Genomic DNA, 17,183 nt, shown 5'->3' with positions numbered 1-17,183 from the left:
TGAACGACGGACTCCCACCGATCGTCCAGTCAGTGAGACTGAAGAAGAACGACGCGACCATCGGCCCGATCGTGAAGATGACGAACCCGAGAATCGCCGGCATCGCCAGGATGACTCCCCAACGGCGCTCCAGCCGCCCCTGTCCCGACAAACGCCGTCCCGACGAGCGCTGCCTTGGCACGTCCTAGACCTCCTGCGTGGGATACCAGCCCTGGAGAAGCCCGTCGATCTTCGGCGTGACCGCCGTCAGGACCTCCTTGGCGGACTGCTTTCCACCCTCGATCTGTTGCAGGGCCGGTGTGAGTACCTCGGAGATGTTGTCCATGTTCTTCAACCGCTGCGTGAAGACCGTGCTCGCGTGGTTGAGGGTGTAGTCGACAACGGCGGACTTGTACTCCGGCGGGTGGACGTCGTTGTCTACCCAGGAGTCGATCGCCTCGGGCTCGGTGTAGTACTTCTTCTCCAGTGGCATCCACAACCCGTCGGTGAACAGGTCGACGTACTGCGGGTCATTGTGGAACAGGTAAAGCTCGATCGCCTCTTCTGGATGCTTGCTGCCGGTGAAGACCACCGAGGCGCCGCCGAGCTGGATCGTCGTGGGCTCCTGATAACTCGGGAGGACGCCGATGCCGAAGTCGAGCTTGCTCTGTGCCATGTCGAGCAGGATCCACTGGCCGTCGATCGCCATCGCGATCCGCTTCGTCTGGAGCTGCACGTTGGTCGCCGGTGCGTTGTTGCCCAGTTGCACCGGCGTCGGAGCGACGCGATGCTCGTACATCAGATCCTGCAGGTTCTGGAAGACCTCGATCGCCGGCGGCGTGTCCAGCAGGCACTTCCGGCCCGCCTCGTCGACGAAGGCGGTGCCGTTGCTGCGCAGGAAACCCTCCCACGCCGGCGGGTACTGGATGCTTGTCGAGACCCCGAACTGGCGGATCCGTTTCGGGTCGAAGCCGGACTGGTCGGGGCGCCTGCCGTCCTGGTCCAGGGTCAGCCGGGTCGCCGTCTCGACGAAGGTGTCCCAGGACCAGGCGTCCGCCGCGTCGGCCGGTGGCGTGTCCACGCCGGCGTCGGCCAGCACGTCCTTGTTGTACCACAACAGCATGACCTCGTTGGCGGTCTGCGTGCCGAACGTCTTGTCCTTGCCGTACCAGAAGTAGGTGCCGGGCAACCGGTCGGCGAGAGCGGGATACTTGTCGAAGTAGGTGTAGAGGTTGACCAGTTTGCCCTGCTCGGCAAGGCGATAGCCGATCGCCCCGCCCATGTACGCCACGTCGGGCGCGCGGTTGCTCGCGACCAACGTGTTGACCTTGGTGTCGTACTCCTGAGGTGTGTAGAGCGGCTTCGCCGACACTCCCTCGTGCTCGGCTTCGAACTGCCCCAGCATCGCGTTGATGGCCTTCTGTTCGTACGACGAACCCCAGTACATGAACTGCAGCTCGGCATCGCCGCCGGCACCGCCACCAGAGTTGCAGCCGGCGAGCACTGAGGCCGCCGCGCCCGATGCCGCGACGCCCGCAGCGGCACTGCCGAGCCGCAGGACGTCTCGTCGGCTCCATGTCGTCATGACCTACAGCTCCTGTGTGGGGTAGTAGCCTTGGAGAAGCTTGTCGACCTTTGGTTTGAGCTCATCGAGTACCTCCTTGGCCGGACGCTTGCCGTTCTGGATCTGCTGGAGAGCGGGCGTCATGACCTCGGCGATGTTGTCGGTGTTCTTCAGGCTCTGGTCGTACTGCCGGACGGAGTTGTTCAGGGTGTAGTCGACGACGGCGGTACGAAACTCCGGAGGGTGCGCGTCGTTCTTCGTCCAGGATTCGATCGCGGCCTGGTCGGAGTAGAACTTCTCCTCGAGCGGCATCCACAGGCCGTCCTTGTAGAGGTCCACATAGCGCGGGTCGTTGTGGAACATGTAGAGCTCGACGGTCTCGTCATCGTGACCCTTACCAGTGAAGGCAACCGTCCCGGCCGCGAATCCAACGGTGAGTGCCTCTTGATATTTCGGCAGGACCCCGATGCCGTAGTCGAGGTTGCTCTGCGCCATGTCCAGCAGCAGCCACTGGCCATCCATGGCCATGGCCACCCGTCGGGTCTGCAGCAGGCGTGGTGTCGTCGGTACGCCCGCACCACCGGTGGCCAGTTGCGCCGGCGTCGGTGCGACTCTGTGCTTGAACGTCAGGTCCTGGAGGTCCTGGAAGACCTGAACTCCTTCGGCTCCGTTGAGCACGAAGTCCGTGCCGCTGTCGTCGACCGCTTCGCCGCCGTTGCTGCGTACGAGCGGATACCAGCCGAAGTTGTTCCAGTTGGAGGCGATGCCGAACTGGCGAATGGCCTTGGAGTCGAAGCCAGGCTCGTCGGGATGCCTGCCGTCCTGGTCGATGGTGAGTTTGGTGGCAGCCTCGACCAGCTCGTCCCAGGTCCACGCCTTGTCCGCCTCGGCTGGCGGATAGTCGATGCCAGCATCGTCGAACGCCTGCTTGTTGTACCACAACAGCATGACTTCGTTGGCGGTTTGGGTGGCTGCCAACTTGTTCCTGCCGTACCAGTAATAGGTGTAGGGAAGACGCTCTCCCAGCTCGGGGTACTTCTTGAGATAGGGGTAGAGGTTGATGAGCTTGCCCTGCTCAGCCAGGCGATAGAGCACGCCTCCGCCAAGATAGGCGAGGTCGGGTGCTCTCTTGCTGGCGACCAGGGTGTTGAGCTTGGTGGTGTAATCGGTACCGGGTGTGTAGAGCGGCTGGACCTCGCCGCCGTTGGAGTGCTCCTTGTACTCCGCCAGCATGGCGTTCATGGCCTTCTGCTCGAAGGTCGATCCCCAGTACATGAACTGCAGCTCGGCACCATCGCCTCCCGAGCCACCACCACACGATGCGAGGGCGGCGGGCGCCGCGGCGCCAAGGGCCCCCAGACCGCTCAGCCTGAGCATGTCCCGCCGGCTCATGTTCGACGTACGCAACCGTCCAGCTGTCATGGTGAGCTCCGATGTGCGACAGGCAACCAGACGCGCATCGCGGCGCCGTCCCGGTTGTCCCACTGGAAGTACGGGATGGCGACCGCGGTGGTGGGGGTCGTGGTGACCTGCTCCTCCGGTGGTGTCGTGGAGTAGGGCGGTGTGGCGGAGCCCGGAGAACCGTTACCGGGTGGGGAGACGACGACAGCATCCAGGTGCAGCGTGACCGTACGTCCGACGCCGGCGAGATCGTCGACGTCGACCACCCGAGGTTCCGTACCTGGCACCAGGGCGAGGTCGTCCACGTCGGCCCCTGCCGACTGGTCGGCCTGCTCGACGCAGTAGACGAGCGGGCCACGTTCGACAGCCGCCGTACCGCGGACCGCGTCCATCCGATGGTGCGGGTAGACGATACGGGGCGTCATGTCCAGCTCGAGCGTCACCTGCTCGCCTGGCTTCCAGGCACGGCGCAGGCGTAGGTATCCACTCTCGTCCGGGGCGACGTCCATCGGCTGGCCGTCGACCGCGATGCTGACGGCCGTGCTCCACACGGGCGCACGAACGGCCAACGTCCATTCCGATCCCGGTGCCTGGTCGATGGTGAACGACACCGTGCCCGCCCACGGGAAGTCGGTGGCGACGGACACGCCGACCGCGCCGGACGGAAGCTCGGCGCGGATCGTACCGGGAACGAACTGGTGGACGAACAACCCGTCCGCGGGCTCACTGACACTCGCGACATAGTGGCCGAGCGTCGCGACCAGACGCATGATGTTGGGCGGGCAACAGGCGCACGAGAACCACTCGTTCCGCCGGCCGGGATCGTCACCCTCGAAGTGGTCGTGGCGACGCTGCAACGGGTTGACGTAGAAGAACCGCGTGCCGTCGGTCGACGTCGACGCCGCGAAACCGTTGTAGAGCGTGCGTTCGATCAGGTCGGCGTACCTGCCCTCACCCGTGGCGAGCAGCAGCCGCCAGCTCCAGTGGATGCTCGCGATCGCCGCACACGTCTCGGTGTACGCACGGTCCGGCGGCAACTCGTACCTGTCACCGAACGCCTCCTGCGCGTGCCGAGAGCCGACGCCTCCGGTGAGGTACGTCTTCGCCGCCACCATGTCATTCCACCGGCGTACGGAACATTCGAGCAGCGACTCGTCACCGGTCTCGAGGTAGACATCGACGATGCCGGCCTCGAGGTACAACGCGCGGACGGCGTGGCCCACGTGGGTGTCGGCCTCCCGCACGGGCAGGTGGTCCTGGAGATAGCGCCTCCCCCGGCCGGAGATCAGGCCCTTGCCGCGTTCGTTGACAAGCTTCTCCGCGAGCGTGAGATAGCTGCGCTCGCCGGTGACGCGGTAGAGCTCGACCAGAGCCGTCTCGATCTCCGGATGCCCGTCGATACCGGGATTTCCGTCGTGCAGGAAGACCTTGACGAGATGGTCGGCGAACCGGGTGGCCACTGTGCGCACCTGTTCGCCGCCACCGACGCGGGCGATCGCGACCGCGGCCTGGATGAGGTGGCCGGCGCAGTACATCTCGTGGCTGTGCGCGAGTTCTGCGTACTCCTTCTCCGGCGCGACGACCTGGTAGTAGGAGTTGAGATAACCGTCGGCGCGCTGGGCGGCAAGGAGCAGTTCGCCTGCCTGGCGTACGAAGTCCATCAGGTCGTCGTCAGGCGCCCGCCCGGCCTCCCACGCCACCGCCTCGAGCTGCTTGTAGACATCGGAGTCGGAGAATCGGGGGCCCCGAAAGGCGGCGGCCGCGTCCTCGCCCAGTTCGCCGGCCACCGACTGAGCGGCGAGGCGAAGGTTGTCGAGGTTTCCGGCTTCGCCCAGCTGCTTGATGCCGAGCGGGATGCTGGCGTCGCGGTTGACCTGCTGCCACCGGCCCAGCGGTCCACCGGTGAGGGCGACGTCGCGGATGCCGAGCGGCCGATGGACCGCCCGTCCGCTCGGCGTGGGCACGGCGGGCCCACACGCTTGTTCGGACGGGGTCGGACGTGCGCTGCCCATCGGACTCCTTCGTACGGCAACGGAAGGAATAGGATTTCCGAAAGTTTGGGATCCGGCACTGGCAGCGTCAAGGCTGGCGTCAGCTTTAGGTCAGTTCACGCGTAGGTAATCCCCGCTGAGCGTGCTGAAACAGCGTCTATGCTGAGAGCGGTGTTCGTCCGGCAGAGGAAGGAAAAGGGTTGTCGGAAGCGTCTCAGCCGGGGCGTGTCGCGACCATCCGTGACGTCGCGGCGGCGGCCGGCGTCTCCATCGGCACGGCGTCCAAGGCGCTCAACGGACGCGGCACGCTGCGCCCCGAGACCCGCGAGCGGGTCGCCGCGGCGGCACGCCAGCTCGGGTTCCGGCCCAACGCGCTCGCCCGCGGCCTGCTCAGTGGGCGTACGTTCACGGTGGGCCTGGTCACCTCCGACAGTTTCGGACGGTTCTGCATCCCGGTGATGCTCGGCACCGAGGACGCGCTCGGCGCTGGCCAGATCTCGGTCTTCATGTGCGACACCCGCGACGACCCGATCCGGGAACGCCACCACATCCAGATGCTTCTCGCCCGCCGGGTGGACGGCATCCTCGTCACCGGCCGCCGGGTCGAGCCGCGCCCGAGTGTGGGGACGGACCTGCCCGTGCCGGTCGTCTACGCGATGACCCAGTCGACCGATCCTGCCGATTTCTCGGTGATCCCGGACGACTTCGGCGGCGGCCAGACCGCGACCCGGCACCTGCTCGCCCTCGGTCGTACCCGCATCGGCCACGTCGCCGGACCACAGCGCTTCCTCGCCGCGCGGCAACGGGTGGCTGGGATGACGAAGGTCCTCGACGACGCCGGGCTGAAGCTCGCCGGTGGCGAGGCGCTCTACGGCGAGTGGAGCGAGGAGTGGGGGCGGCAAGGTGCCGACATCCTGCTGCGCAGCGACCCCGAGGTCGACGCGATCTTCTGCGGGAGCGACCAGATCGCCCGCGGGGCGGCGGAGACGCTGCGCGAGCGGGGGCGACGGATCCCCGACGACGTCGCCCTCATCGGTTTCGACAACTGGGAGGCGATGGCGAAGGCCTGCCGGCCGCCGCTCACGTCCATCGACATGAGCCTCGGGGAAGTCGGCCGGGTCGCGGCTGAGCACCTTCTCGCGGCAATCGGCGGTGCGGCACCGAGCGGGGGAGTCGAGTCGATCCCCTGCCAGCTCGTCCCCCGCGAGTCGACCGGGCCCGTACGCACCTGAGCCCGACCCGAGCTCCGCCCCACGCCGCGACGCCCGCGGCTGACGTCCAGCCGCCGCTCGCCTCCTCCGCTCATCATCTTCCCGATGCCAGCCGACGGCGACGGTGATCGGGGCGTCGTAGCTGCCGACCCCCGCCGCGACCTCGTGACGTTCGTTCGGATAGGCGATCCGGGCCGAACCGGGCGGGGAGTTGTCGTGGACGGAGTAGCCCGTCACGTAGGCGGTCGCGAGGACCCTCTCGCCGGGCCTCTCACGCCACAGTGTTCTCGCGCCCGCTCAGCGTGGTCACATGCGCAGCAGGGCGTGCAACCGGATCCCCTCGGCGGCCAATGCCTCGGTCCCGCCCTCCTGGCGGTCGATCACGCAGAGCGCGTGCGCGATGTGGGCGCCGAGTTCGCGGAGCTGCCGGGTGGAGATCGCTACCTGACCGCCTGACGTGACGACGTCCTCGACGACGAGGACGCGCCGGCCAGCCAGGTCGGCACCTTCCGCGAGCCGGCGGGTGCCGTACGTCTTCGGTTCTTTCCGTACGAACGCACACGGCAGACCGGTGTGGCGGCCCAGCGCCGTGACGACGGCGATCCCGCCCATCTCCAGCCCGGCGAGGACCTGTGTATCGGGCGGCACCAGCGCGACCAGATTCTCGGCGAGTCGGTCCAGCAACCGTGGGTCGGCCTCGAACTGGTACTTGTCGAAGTACACGTCCGAGACCCTCCCCGAACGCAGGACGAAGCTCCCGGTCAGCCGACAGCGCGCTTCGACGTCGCGCGCGAGCTCGCGGAGGGTCATGAACCCAGCATGGCGCAGGTCGATCCAAGGGGCGTACGCCAGGTCGGGCCGAGAGGTCCCGCATTCGCGCGAGTTGTCGCGCGAATAACCTCGTGCACACCACCCGGCCGGCTTGATGAAATAGCTCGGCAGTGGCCGCAGCCGACACACCGCCGAGCCGACACACCGCCGAGCCGACACGCCGCCGAGCCGAAGGGCCGGCCGGGCCCAGGAATCGAAGGGACGACCAACGCGATGGATCTGGCCGCGGCACCCAAGATCGAGCTGCACAGCCACCTCGACTGCTGCCTGAGCTTCGAGGCGGCGCACCGGATCGAGCCCTCGATCACGCGGGAGCACTACGACCGGAACTTCGTCGCTCCGCCCAGGTGCCCGTCGCTGGCGGACTATCTGGCGTACACGATGAACTACCGGAGGCTCCTGCAGTCCGAACGCGCGCTGCGGATCGCGGTCGCGGACGTGTTCGCGCAGATGGCCGCGGACGGGATCGTCTACGCGGAGTTGCGGTTCGCGCCGCTGATCCACACCGAAAGCGGAGCCATGTCGGCCGACGAGGTGGTGGCCTGCGTGAGCGAAGAGACCGTACGCCAGATAGCGGCGACAGGTGTCGAGGCGACCTTGATCCTCTGCACGCTGCGCGACTACAGCGCCGAGCAGAGCATCGAAACGGCGCGGCTGGTCGAGCGGCACGCGAAGTCAGGACCGGTGGCCGGGATGGACATCGCCGGCGACGAGATAGCGTACCCACTCAAGGTCCACGTGCCGGCGTTCGACTTCGTCCGCGAGGCTGGGCTCGGCATCACGGTCCATGCGGGCGAGGCCGGTGGACCTGAGAGTGTGCACGAGGCGCTGGACGTGACGGGGACGACGCGGATCGGTCATGGCGTACGCAGCGTCGAGGATCCTGAGCTGGTCGCGCGGCTGGCCGAGTCGGGCGTCCACCTCGAGATGTGCCCGACCTGCAACGTGCAGACGAGTGCGGTGGAGTCGTACGAAAGCCATCCGGTGGATCGCCTGCGTCGGGCGGGCGTGCGGGTGGGCATCAGCACCGACACCCGCGCCGTCACCGACGTCCGACTGAGGCAGGAGTACGAACGGTTGGCGGCGACGTTCGACTGGACGTCGGGCGATTTCGCGCAGGTCAACCGCAACGCGCTCGACGCCGCGTTCGCCACGCCCGAGGTGAAGGCCCGCATCGCCACGATCATCTGACCGGACGAATCTGGTGACCCAGGCCTTGCCTGGTGAGGTTCTATGGCCAGCCGACCCCTGCTGCGGGCGCGGGCACGGTCAGCACCTGACCGGTTCGAGGGCCGCCGAAAGGGGCTTCCGGATTCCACTCCGCCGCCATGATGAACAGCGTCCGGCGGTCGGGGCCGCCAAGCATGCAGGCGAAGGGAGCCCGGTCAAGTTCCACCCGGTCCAGTTCCTCACCTCCCTCGTGGATCCGTACGCAGGCGTTGCCGCCCGACTGAGCCCATACTGCGCCTTCGGCGTCGATGCAGATGCCGTCCGGCCCGATGTTCTCGGCCCAGATCCGCCGGTTGGAGAGGCTGCCGTCGGCGGCGATGTCGAACGCGGTGAGCCTGCCGGCGAAGGACTCGGAGACGATCAGCGTGGAGTTGTCGGGCGTGACGACCATGCCGTTGGGGAACTCCATGCCGCCGGCCACCTGGCAGACCTTGCCGTCGGCGGTCACCAACGCGATGAATCCGGGTCTGAAGTCCGACCGCTCGCGCCACGGAACCTGCTGCGCCTCTGGATCGTCATTCTTGACGTTCTCCAGGAACGCCATGAAGTCGAAGCCGAGACCGTTGACGTAGGTGTTTCCGCGACCATCGACGACGATCTCGTTGAGATGACTGGGCAGATCGCTCAGGTCGGCGTGTGGCACCAGTGATCCGTCGGCCTCCCTGCGCAGGAGACGACGCGAGGATGACGGCCTCTTCGGCGCGATCAACTGGCGCCCGTCGGGCAGCCATTCGATGGTGTGCGCTCCGGGCTCCTTGCCGCGCGTGACCACCTCACTGGTGCCGTCGAGATCGACCGCGACTACTTCGTCCGGGCCCCAGTGGCAGAACCACAGCCGGTCCTCGTGCCATCGCGGTGACTCCCCGACCACGAGATCGGTCAGCAGGACGTGGGGGCGCAGACATGAGGGCCTCCTCCTCGGGTTTTTGCCCGGATCGACTGGCTTGCCCGCCCTGGCCGATCCGGGCCCTCTCACCCTCTACACGAACCGCCGCCGGCCAGATCGACCGGCGGCCGGCGAAAGTCTGAGGAGGTGCGCAACAGACCCAGAGGGTACGACCGCCCTACCGGGTCGTGCCCGGCCCGTGGAGACGCGGCCAGCCGTCCGCGCCCCACACGATCCGGCGGAGCCCGAGACGGAAGTCGCCGTCGGCGGTCCCGTCGTAGTAGTGGTGCGCCAGGATCCCGTCGAACACCGACTGGCCACCGGGCCCGAACATCGTGCCCTTCTCCGACAGCAGCACCGTGCCACCACCGTGGGCGAGCGGCGTCCCGAGCTTGTCGTGATAGGGCCCGGTGACCTCGCGCGACCGGCCGACCGCGATCTTGTACGTACTCTCCACACCACGACAACAGAAGTCGATCGACACGAAGAGGTAGTACCACCCATCGCGCTTCACGATGTACGGAGCCTCGATCGCGTTCGGCGGCACGTGCCGGTCCGCGAGCCGCAGCGGTTCACCCTGTCCAGCAACGGGTTTGCCGTCCGGCCACGAGAGCCGCACCATCCGGATCCCGCTCCAGAACGACCCGAACGCCAACCACGGCGTGCCGTCGTCGCCCTCCACGATGCCGGGATCGATGGCGTTGTAGTCGTCGTCGGGGACCGACCGCGTCACCAGTCCCTGGTCGACCCATTCGTAGTCAGGATCGCGAGGGTCGAGCGTGGTGTTGGTGGCGAGTCCGATCACCGAGCGGTTCGAGCCGAACGTCGAACCCGAGTAGTAGAGGTAGTAGACGCCATCATGGCGATAGACGTCGGGCGCCCAGATGTTCGAGACACCCGGCACCTCCTCGCGCACCCACGCGGGAATGTCGTCGAACACGGTTCCGACGAACTCCCACGACGCGAGATCGCTGGACCGGCGGATCTGGACGGTGCCCGAGGACACCTGCGGATCGCCGGTGGAGAAGACGTACCAGTCCCCATCACGGGCGGTCGAGGTGCCGGACTTTCCCCCGTCGGACTCCCGTACCAACGCGGGATCGTGCGTACGCAGGTCACCGGTCAACTCGTCAGGTGGCACGACGGCACCGGCTCCGCTCACGGTTTCCGGGTCACCGTCTGGCCCGGGTCGGTCCCCGGACTCCCCTGGCTGGGCCGATGTCGAGGCCTGTGGAATGACTGCGACGAGCATCGCCGTGATGACAACCGCCATGATTCGTGTCATGCGCCTCTCCTGTCGCGCAACAGCGAGGATGCAAGCCAGAACAACTGTCAGGGCACCAGCAACACCTTGCGAAGATCGGCCGGACGGTCCCGCAGGGTCGCGATCGCCGACCCCACGTCCGTCACGGCGTAACGATGACTGATCAGTGGAGCGAGGTCCAGCAGTCCCGCGTTGAACATCGTGACGACGTGTTCCCACGCCGCCGCCGACGCACCGAAGACTCCCTGGACGGTGAGGTGCTTGAGCGCGATCTCCGCCAGGTCGCCCTCGGCCGGACCGGCCGGAATCCCTTCCAGGACAACGGTTCCGCCACGACGTGCGGCGGCCAGCGCGACCCGCGCCGAGGTCGTCCGCGTACCGGCCTCGAAGACCACGTCGGCCTCACATGACCACCCCGGCGCAGCCGCCTCGGTGCCGCTCACGCACCGCGTCGCTCCCCACCGCGTCCCGAGCTCACGCCCGCCCGGGCTGTCGCCGATGAGAACCAGTTCGGCCGGGCTGTAGGCGGAGAGAATCTGGCACGCCACCAGACTGAGCGTTCCAGTGCCCACCACAGCAACCCGCGCGCCCACCGCCGGGGCGGCGGCCCGGATCCCTTCCACGACACACGCCGACGGCTCCAACAGTGCGGCCGCCTCGAGGTCGGCATCGGCACGCAGCCGGTGCACGAGCCGCGCCGGCACGGTCACGTAGCCACCGAACGCTCCAGGGTGGGTGAACCCCGTTTCGGCGTACCCCGCCTCGCACAGGTTCGTCGCACCCTCCCGGCAGCGAGGACAACGGCCGCAGTTGCGAAAACCCTGCGCCACCACGCGGTCTCCGACCGCCAGACCGCCGGCAGCGGCCGTCCCGCCGCTCGCGGCGTCGTCGCCGATCGCGACCACCGTGCCCGCCCATTCGTGGCCGGGTACGACGGGATACCGCACGTACGCGGCTGGACGGGTGCCCTCGAACAGCTCCACGTCACTGCCGCAGATCCCCGCCGCCCCGACCTGGACCAGGACCTCACCCGGGCCAGGCCGTACGACCGGCAGGTCGACGATCGCGAAGTCATCGGCCCCACGGACGATGACCGACGGACTGTGCTCTGGAATCGTGCCCATCCCGGAAGCCTCCCGCCGCTGTCACGCCGCTGGCGTCGACAGCCGGATCATGTTCCATGACATCGGTGGTAGCTCCACCCGCAGCTCGCCACCGTCGACCACCGGCACCGGCAGTTCCTGCGGGACGACCCGTGCGTTGTCGCGGGTGTTGGTCGCGTCCCGATCAGGTCCGTGCAGCGCCACGTGCGCGACCGGGCGTACGCCGGAATCCGCAGAACCGCTCCCCAACGCCCGCACGTCGGCCACCACGCCCAACGGCTCGGTCAAGGAACGGTTGACAGCGAAGATCGCCACGTCGCCGGTCTCGCCGTCCAGCGTGGCCGTGCAGTCGAGCTGCGGCACGGCACCGTACTCCGCCGTCTCCACCACCGGCCCGGAGGGCTCCACCCGCAGCGTGTGCCCGACGCCGTAGGAGAAGGCGTACTTCATCGGATAGAACGTCGACTGGCGCCACGCCGGGCCGCCGTTCTCGGTCGTGATCGGGGCGATCACGTTGACCAGCTGGGCGAAACACGCCATCGACACCCGGTCGGCGCGGCGGAGGAGGCTGTTGAGGAGCGATCCGACGACGACCGCATCGGCGAGGGAGTACTCGTCCTGGTAGAGCGCGGGCGCCTCCACCCACTCCCGTTCGTCACCACGCTCGTGGTACCACACGTTCCATTCGTCGTACGAAAGATTGATCGTCTTCTTGCTCCGCACCTTCGCCTTGACGTAGTCGCAGGTGGCGATCACCGACTCGATCATCGCGTCCATGTCGACACCGGAGGCGAGGAAGCTCGCGAAGTCGCCGTCCTTCGGGCGGTAGTAGGAGTGGAGCGAGACGTAGTCGACGACGCCGTAGGTGTGCTCCAGGACCTCCGCCTCCCACGAACCGAAGGTCGGCATCCGCCGGCTGGAGCTTCCGCAGGCGACCAGCTCGAGGTCGGGGTCGACGAGCCGCATGGCGTGCGCGGTCTGCTGGGCGAGGATGCCGTAGTCGCGGGCGTTCTTGTGCGCGATCTGCCACGGGCCGTCCATCTCGTTGCCTAGGCACCAGACCTTGATGTTGTGCGGGTCCTTCGCGCCGTGCGACACGCGCAGGTCAGACCAGTAGCTCCCGCTCGGATGGTTGCAGTACTCCACCAACGCCGTGGCCGCGTCGACGCCCCGCGTGCCGAGGTTGACCGCCATCATCGGCTCGACGCCGGCCTTGCGGCACCAGGCGGCGAACTCGTCGACGCCGACCGCGTTGGTCTCGATCGTCTTCCACGCGAGGTCGAGCCGGCGCGGACGCTTGTCCTTCGGCCCGATCGCGTCCTCCCAGGTATAGCCGGACACGAAATTGCCGCCCGGATAACGGACCGTGGTCACACCGAGCTCGCGGGTGAGATCGAGGACGTCGGTACGAAAGCCGTCCGGGTCGGCGTCCGGGTGGTCCGGCTCGTAGATGCCGCCGTAGACGCAGCGGCCGAGGTGCTCGACGAAAGAGCCGCGCACGCGCGGGTCGATCGGACCGATCGCGAACGCCGGATCAAGGGAGAGGGTGGCCTGCTTCACGTTCTTCCTTCCACGCCGGGAGTTTCGGCCGAGGGATTGCGTTGACGTCAACGACACGCGATCGTAGCCTGAGCGTCGATATCACGCACATTGTTCGGCATATCGAACATTCTCGACATTCAGGATGGTTCCGCTGTGCCGGCCCGGCGTCCTAGGATCGGGCGCCGAGAAACCTCGGGGGATCGAGCACCGTCCGCTCGTCGACCACCGGCGGCAGATGGCGCAGCTTCGTCAAGACGTCGGTCGATCGGATGGAGGTGGGTCGGTGTCAGCCTCGGCTGCTGGTCGCCCGCCCGGCGGCTCTACCGGGCACACCCTGTCGTCGCGCAACCCCCTGTCTACGGGGCAGCCAGCCCTGGGCCGCCAGCACAGCCGGCGCGCACTGCTGCGTTCTGCCGGCGTGCTCGCCGCTGGTGCCATGGCCGGCGGCCTCACCAGCTGCGGCAGCGTGCGGTCAGGCTTCGCCGGCGCCCCGCCGGGTGCGAACGTCCTCACCTACTGGAACCTCCTCGGCGGCGGCGACGGCGTACGCATGAAGGACATGGAGGGCGTCTACCAGAAGGCGAATCCGGACGTCGACCTGGAAGCCGTCACCCTCACGTGGGGGAATCCGTACTACACCAAGCTCTCCCTCGCCACCCTCGGCGCGCAGCCACCGGACGTCGCGATCTCCCACCTGACAAGGGTTCCGACCCTCGTCAGTGCCGGATTGCTCCAGCCCTTCGCACCAGAAGACCTGGCTCGGCACGGCATGGAGCCGGAGAAGTTCGTCCAGGCCGCGATCAAGGGCGCGACGATTGACGGTCAGATCTACGCCATCCCGCTCGACACCCACCCGTTCGTGATGTTCTACAACACCGACATCTGCGAGAAGGCGGGTCTGCTCGACACCGACGGCAACCTCACCTCGGTCGACGGCGAGGACGCGTTCATCGAGGCCCTCGCCAAGGCCAAAGAGGCGAGCGGGACGTGGGGTGGTGCGGTCGCCACGATCGCCGACACCTCCACGCCGTGGCGGTTCTTCTTCAGCCTGTACGGCCAACTCGGCGGCAAGCTGCTCATGGGCAGCGCACCCGACGAGATCCTCGAGGACGACAAGGCGATCCAGGCCGCGAGCCTGATGCGCCGGGTCACCGTCGAGGAGGAGCTCATGCCGACCAGCATCGACTACGGCGGTGCCGTCGCACTCTTCGCCAACCAGCGCTCCGGATTCTTCTTCCAGGGCGAGTGGGAGGTCTCGACCTTCATCGACGCCAAGATTCCGTTCAGCATGGCGAGATTCCCCCACCTGTTGGGTGACAGCTACGCCGTGCAGGCCGACTCGCACACCTTCGTCATGCCCAACAAGAACCCGCTCGAACGCGAACGGATCGACCTCATCTTCGGCTTCATCCGTTCCATGCTCGACCAGGGCATCACCTGGGGCGAGGGCGGCCACATCCCCACGTGGCTCCCCGTCCAGGAAAGTGCGGAGTACCAGGAGATCAAGCCGCAGTCCAACTACGCCGACGTCGCCGAGAGCGCCGTCTACGACCCACCGGCCTGGTTCTCCGGGTCCGGTTCGAACTTCGAGGCGGTCACCGGCTCGGCGCTCGGCGGCGTTCTCGTCGGGCGCACCACACCAGAGGCGGCGGTCGAGCAGATGAAGAGGGGGGTCAGCAAGCTCGCACGGACCGCATCCCCGCTCTGATCGTCGTTCCCGCTTCTGCAGTCCGCTCCGCGGCACCAGATTTCGCGTCACGGAGCCACCGTCAAGAATCGCCTCTCAACCAGGTCAGGAGGTCTCGTGGGCACCGCGACCATCGCTCCCCAGACCGCGGACGAACGGACCACGGCGTCCGGCGGGCGCCGCAAACCGGCACTTGCGGGGTTCGGGTTCCTTGCGCCGTTCCTGCTTCTCTATGTGCTCTTCCTGGTCGGCCCCAGTATCTACGGCCTGGTGATGAGCTTCTTCCACACCAGTCTCGTCAAGGGCGGCCTGAGCACCTTCGCCGGATTCGCCAACTACGCCGAAGCTTTCCAGACTCCGGAGTTCTGGGAGTCTCTCTGGCACACGGTGTGGTTCACCATCCTCACCACGCCGCCGTTGGTCATCCTGGCTCTGGCGTTTGCTCTCCTCGCCGACCGGGTCGTCCGTGGGCGGTGGTTCTTCCGGCTGGTGTTCTTCGCACCGTACGTCCTTCCCTCTGCCGTCATCGCGCTGATCTGGACCTGGATCTACACGCCGGACATCGGCGCTCTGAGCGGCTGGCTCACCACGGTGGCGGGCTGGTTCGGTGTCGAGTTCGCCCCTCCGGTCTGGCTCGGTGACCCGAACTGGGCGATGATCTCGGTCGCGGCCGCGACCGTCTGGTGGACGATCGGGTTCAACTTCGTTCTCTATCTGGCGGGGCTCCAGGACATCCCCCGCGAGCTCTACGAGTCGGCGAGCATCGACGGCGCCAGCTCATGGCAGCAGATGACGCGGATCACGGTCCCCCTGTTGGGGCGTACGACCACCCTGGTCGCGGTCCTGCAGATCATCGCGTCGCTGAAGATCTTCGACCAGATCTACCTGATGACCGCGGGCGGGCCGGACTTCAGTACCCGCCCGGCGATCCAGTACATCTACGACGTGGGCTTCACCGACTACCGGGTCGGCTACGCCTCGGCGGTATCCATGGTGCTGTTCGCCCTCATCCTCGTCGTGTCGCTGGTGTGGTTCACGATCATGCGACGCCAGGAAAGGGAGGTCTGACGATGACGGCAGTCGCAACCCCGACCGGAGGCGGGGTCACCGCACCGCCGGAGAAGCGAGGCATCACCCGGGCGCGGCTCTTCAACGGAGTCTGCATCGGGGTGCTGATCGCCTTCGCCCTGCTGTGGTTGGTGCCGCTGCTCTGGGCGGTCGACACCTCGCTCAAGCCCGAGGGCGAAACCACGAAGGTCCCCGTCACGTGGCTGATCGACAGCCCGACCATCGAGGCGTACACGAAGGTCATCGGGGCCGGCAACCTGCTGCAGTGGTACGCCAACTCCGCAATCATCTCGACCATCGTGGCCACGATGGCGGTGCTCGTCGGGAGCATGGCCGGTTTCGCCTTGTCCCGCGTGCGTTTCCGGGGCAGCAACGTGGTGTTCTGGTTCATCCTGGCCGGCATCATGATCCCGGGCGAGGCCCTGATCGTGCCGTTGTTCCGGGAGTTCGCCGCGGTCGGCGCGATCGACACGTACTGGGCCGTCATCCTGCCGCAGATTCCGGTTCCCATCGCGGTGTTCATCTTCAAGCAGTTCTTCGACGGTGTCCCGCGGGAGCTGGAGGAGGCCGCGCTCGTCGACGGTGCCAGCCGGCTCCGCATCTACGCGCAGCTTTTCATCCCGCTCTCCCGTCCGGCGATATCCGCGGTCGCGATCTTCACGTTCGTCTGGTCATGGAACAACTTCCTGTGGCCGCTGCTCGTGTTGACCAGCACCCCGCTGATGACGTTGCCGGTCGGCCTCGCCACGGTCTCCAGTTCGTACGGCATCCAGTACGCACAGATCATGGCGTCGGCCGTGCTGGGTGCGCTGCCGCTCATGGTGGTGTTCCTGCTGTTCCAGCGCCGGATTGTCGAGGGCATCGCCAGGACCGGCCTCAAGGGCTGACTCTCACCCGGTCGGGCGGACTGCCGGGCCTGTTCGATCGGGCCTGTTCGATCGGGCCTGGTCGACCGGGCCTGTTCAATCGGGCCTGGTCGAGCGGGCCTGTTCAATCGGGCCTGGTCGAGCGGGCCTGTTCAATCGGGCCTGGTCGAGCGGGCCTGTTCGACCGGGCCTGTTCGAGCGGGCCCGATCGGGATTGGTCGAGCGGGCCGATCCGCCTGACCGACCGGGGTTGACCGACCGGGAACGCCCTCCGCGATGGCTGACGTCCACGGTGGTGGCTGTCCCAGTGGATGCGCTGGTCGTGAGGCACAGCCGCGATAGTGGCCTGGTCAACGCGGCGGGCCCGCCCGAACACGCCGCCCGAACAAGGCCAGGTCAACCAGGCATGGAGACACAAAGACGGCGTCAACACCTCGCCCAGGGTCCACAGACCTAGCCAACCAGGCGAGTCACCCAGCCAACCAGGCGAGTTGCGGACCCGACCAGGCAAGTAGCCTGCCAAACTTCCCCTGGCCGGACCAGCCCAACCACGATGCCAC

At 67.2% G+C, this 17,183-nt stretch carries 13 protein-coding genes and 2 pseudogenes; 5 read left to right on the top strand and 10 right to left on the bottom strand.

Going from position 1 to position 17,183, the window contains the following annotated elements; translation table 11 throughout:
* From ABN034_RS22030 to ABN034_RS22015, 4 genes and pseudogenes are all read right to left on the bottom strand, one after another.
* Positions 1 to 181: pseudogene (locus ABN034_RS22030) on the bottom strand (sugar ABC transporter permease); the annotation flags it as partial.
* A 3-nt stretch (positions 182 to 184) separates the two neighbouring features.
* Positions 185 to 1,564, bottom strand: a complete 1,380-nt coding sequence (locus ABN034_RS22025) for an ABC transporter substrate-binding protein (protein WP_349692889.1) — start codon at positions 1,562 to 1,564, stop codon at positions 185 to 187.
* Positions 1,565 to 1,567: 3 nt separating this feature from the next.
* On the bottom strand, positions 1,568 to 2,965 hold the full coding sequence (locus ABN034_RS22020) for an extracellular solute-binding protein (RefSeq protein WP_349692888.1): 1,398 nt from the start codon (positions 2,963 to 2,965) through the stop codon (positions 1,568 to 1,570).
* Positions 2,962 to 4,956: a glycoside hydrolase family 127 protein gene (locus tag ABN034_RS22015; RefSeq protein ID WP_349692887.1), complete on the bottom strand. Its 1,995-nt coding sequence runs from the start codon at positions 4,954 to 4,956 to the stop codon at positions 2,962 to 2,964. The genes ABN034_RS22020 and ABN034_RS22015 overlap by 4 nt, the downstream gene beginning before the upstream one ends.
* Positions 4,957 to 5,135: 179 nt before the next feature.
* Between ABN034_RS22015 and ABN034_RS22010 the strand changes: the two genes are divergently transcribed.
* Positions 5,136 to 6,167, top strand: a complete 1,032-nt coding sequence (locus ABN034_RS22010) for a LacI family DNA-binding transcriptional regulator (RefSeq protein WP_349331208.1) — start codon at positions 5,136 to 5,138, stop codon at positions 6,165 to 6,167.
* Positions 6,168 to 6,272: 105 nt separating this feature from the next.
* On the opposite strand, the pseudogene ABN034_RS34505 reads toward ABN034_RS22010, so the two are convergent.
* Together ABN034_RS34505 and pyrE are read right to left on the bottom strand one after the other, a co-directional pair.
* Positions 6,273 to 6,383 (bottom strand): annotated as a pseudogene (locus ABN034_RS34505) (hypothetical protein); the annotation flags it as partial.
* A 69-nt stretch (positions 6,384 to 6,452) separates the two neighbouring features.
* Positions 6,453 to 6,956 (bottom strand): orotate phosphoribosyltransferase, encoded by a 504-nt coding sequence (gene pyrE / locus ABN034_RS22005; protein WP_349692886.1) that lies wholly within the window; start codon positions 6,954 to 6,956, stop codon positions 6,453 to 6,455.
* Positions 6,957 to 7,190: 234 nt separating this feature from the next.
* Between pyrE and add the strand changes: the two genes are divergently transcribed.
* The gene (add, locus tag ABN034_RS22000; protein WP_349692885.1) at positions 7,191 to 8,168 is read left to right on the top strand and encodes an adenosine deaminase; all 978 of its coding nucleotides are present in this window, start codon (positions 7,191 to 7,193) and stop codon (positions 8,166 to 8,168) included.
* Between the two features lie 40 nt (positions 8,169 to 8,208).
* Here the strand turns inward: add and ABN034_RS21995 are convergent, their stop codons facing one another.
* From ABN034_RS21995 to arfA, 4 genes are all read right to left on the bottom strand, one after another.
* A complete protein-coding gene (locus ABN034_RS21995; protein ID WP_349692884.1) occupies positions 8,209 to 9,078 on the bottom strand; it encodes an SMP-30/gluconolactonase/LRE family protein in 870 nt (289 codons plus the stop codon).
* Between the two features lie 193 nt (positions 9,079 to 9,271).
* Entirely contained in the window at positions 9,272 to 10,378 is a 1,107-nt protein-coding gene (locus ABN034_RS21990) for an arabinan endo-1,5-alpha-L-arabinosidase (RefSeq protein ID WP_349692883.1), read from the bottom strand.
* Positions 10,379 to 10,425: 47 nt separating this feature from the next.
* Positions 10,426 to 11,481, bottom strand: a complete 1,056-nt coding sequence (locus ABN034_RS21985) for a zinc-dependent alcohol dehydrogenase (protein WP_349692882.1) — start codon at positions 11,479 to 11,481, stop codon at positions 10,426 to 10,428.
* Positions 11,482 to 11,502: 21 nt separating this feature from the next.
* The gene (arfA, locus tag ABN034_RS21980) at positions 11,503 to 13,020 is read right to left on the bottom strand and encodes an arabinosylfuranosidase ArfA (protein WP_349692881.1); all 1,518 of its coding nucleotides are present in this window, start codon (positions 13,018 to 13,020) and stop codon (positions 11,503 to 11,505) included.
* Between the two features lie 265 nt (positions 13,021 to 13,285).
* On the opposite strand from arfA, the gene ABN034_RS21975 reads away from it, so the two are divergent.
* From ABN034_RS21975 to ABN034_RS21965, 3 genes are all read left to right on the top strand, one after another.
* Positions 13,286 to 14,710, top strand: a complete 1,425-nt coding sequence (locus ABN034_RS21975; RefSeq protein WP_349692880.1) for an extracellular solute-binding protein — start codon at positions 13,286 to 13,288, stop codon at positions 14,708 to 14,710.
* Positions 14,711 to 14,806: 96 nt separating this feature from the next.
* On the top strand, positions 14,807 to 15,757 hold the full coding sequence (locus tag ABN034_RS21970) for a carbohydrate ABC transporter permease (RefSeq protein WP_349692879.1): 951 nt from the start codon (positions 14,807 to 14,809) through the stop codon (positions 15,755 to 15,757).
* A gap of 2 nt (positions 15,758 to 15,759) precedes the next feature.
* Entirely contained in the window at positions 15,760 to 16,644 is an 885-nt protein-coding gene (locus ABN034_RS21965) for a carbohydrate ABC transporter permease (RefSeq protein ID WP_349692878.1), read from the top strand.
* The last annotated feature ends 539 nt before the right edge of the window (positions 16,645 to 17,183 follow it).

The sequence above is a fragment of the Actinopolymorpha sp. B11F2 genome (assembly GCF_040195635.1).
Lineage (GTDB): Bacteria > Actinomycetota > Actinomycetes > Propionibacteriales > Actinopolymorphaceae > Thermasporomyces.
Note: the sequence above shows the minus strand (reverse complement) of the source record. Positions and strands in the feature narration are given on the sequence as shown.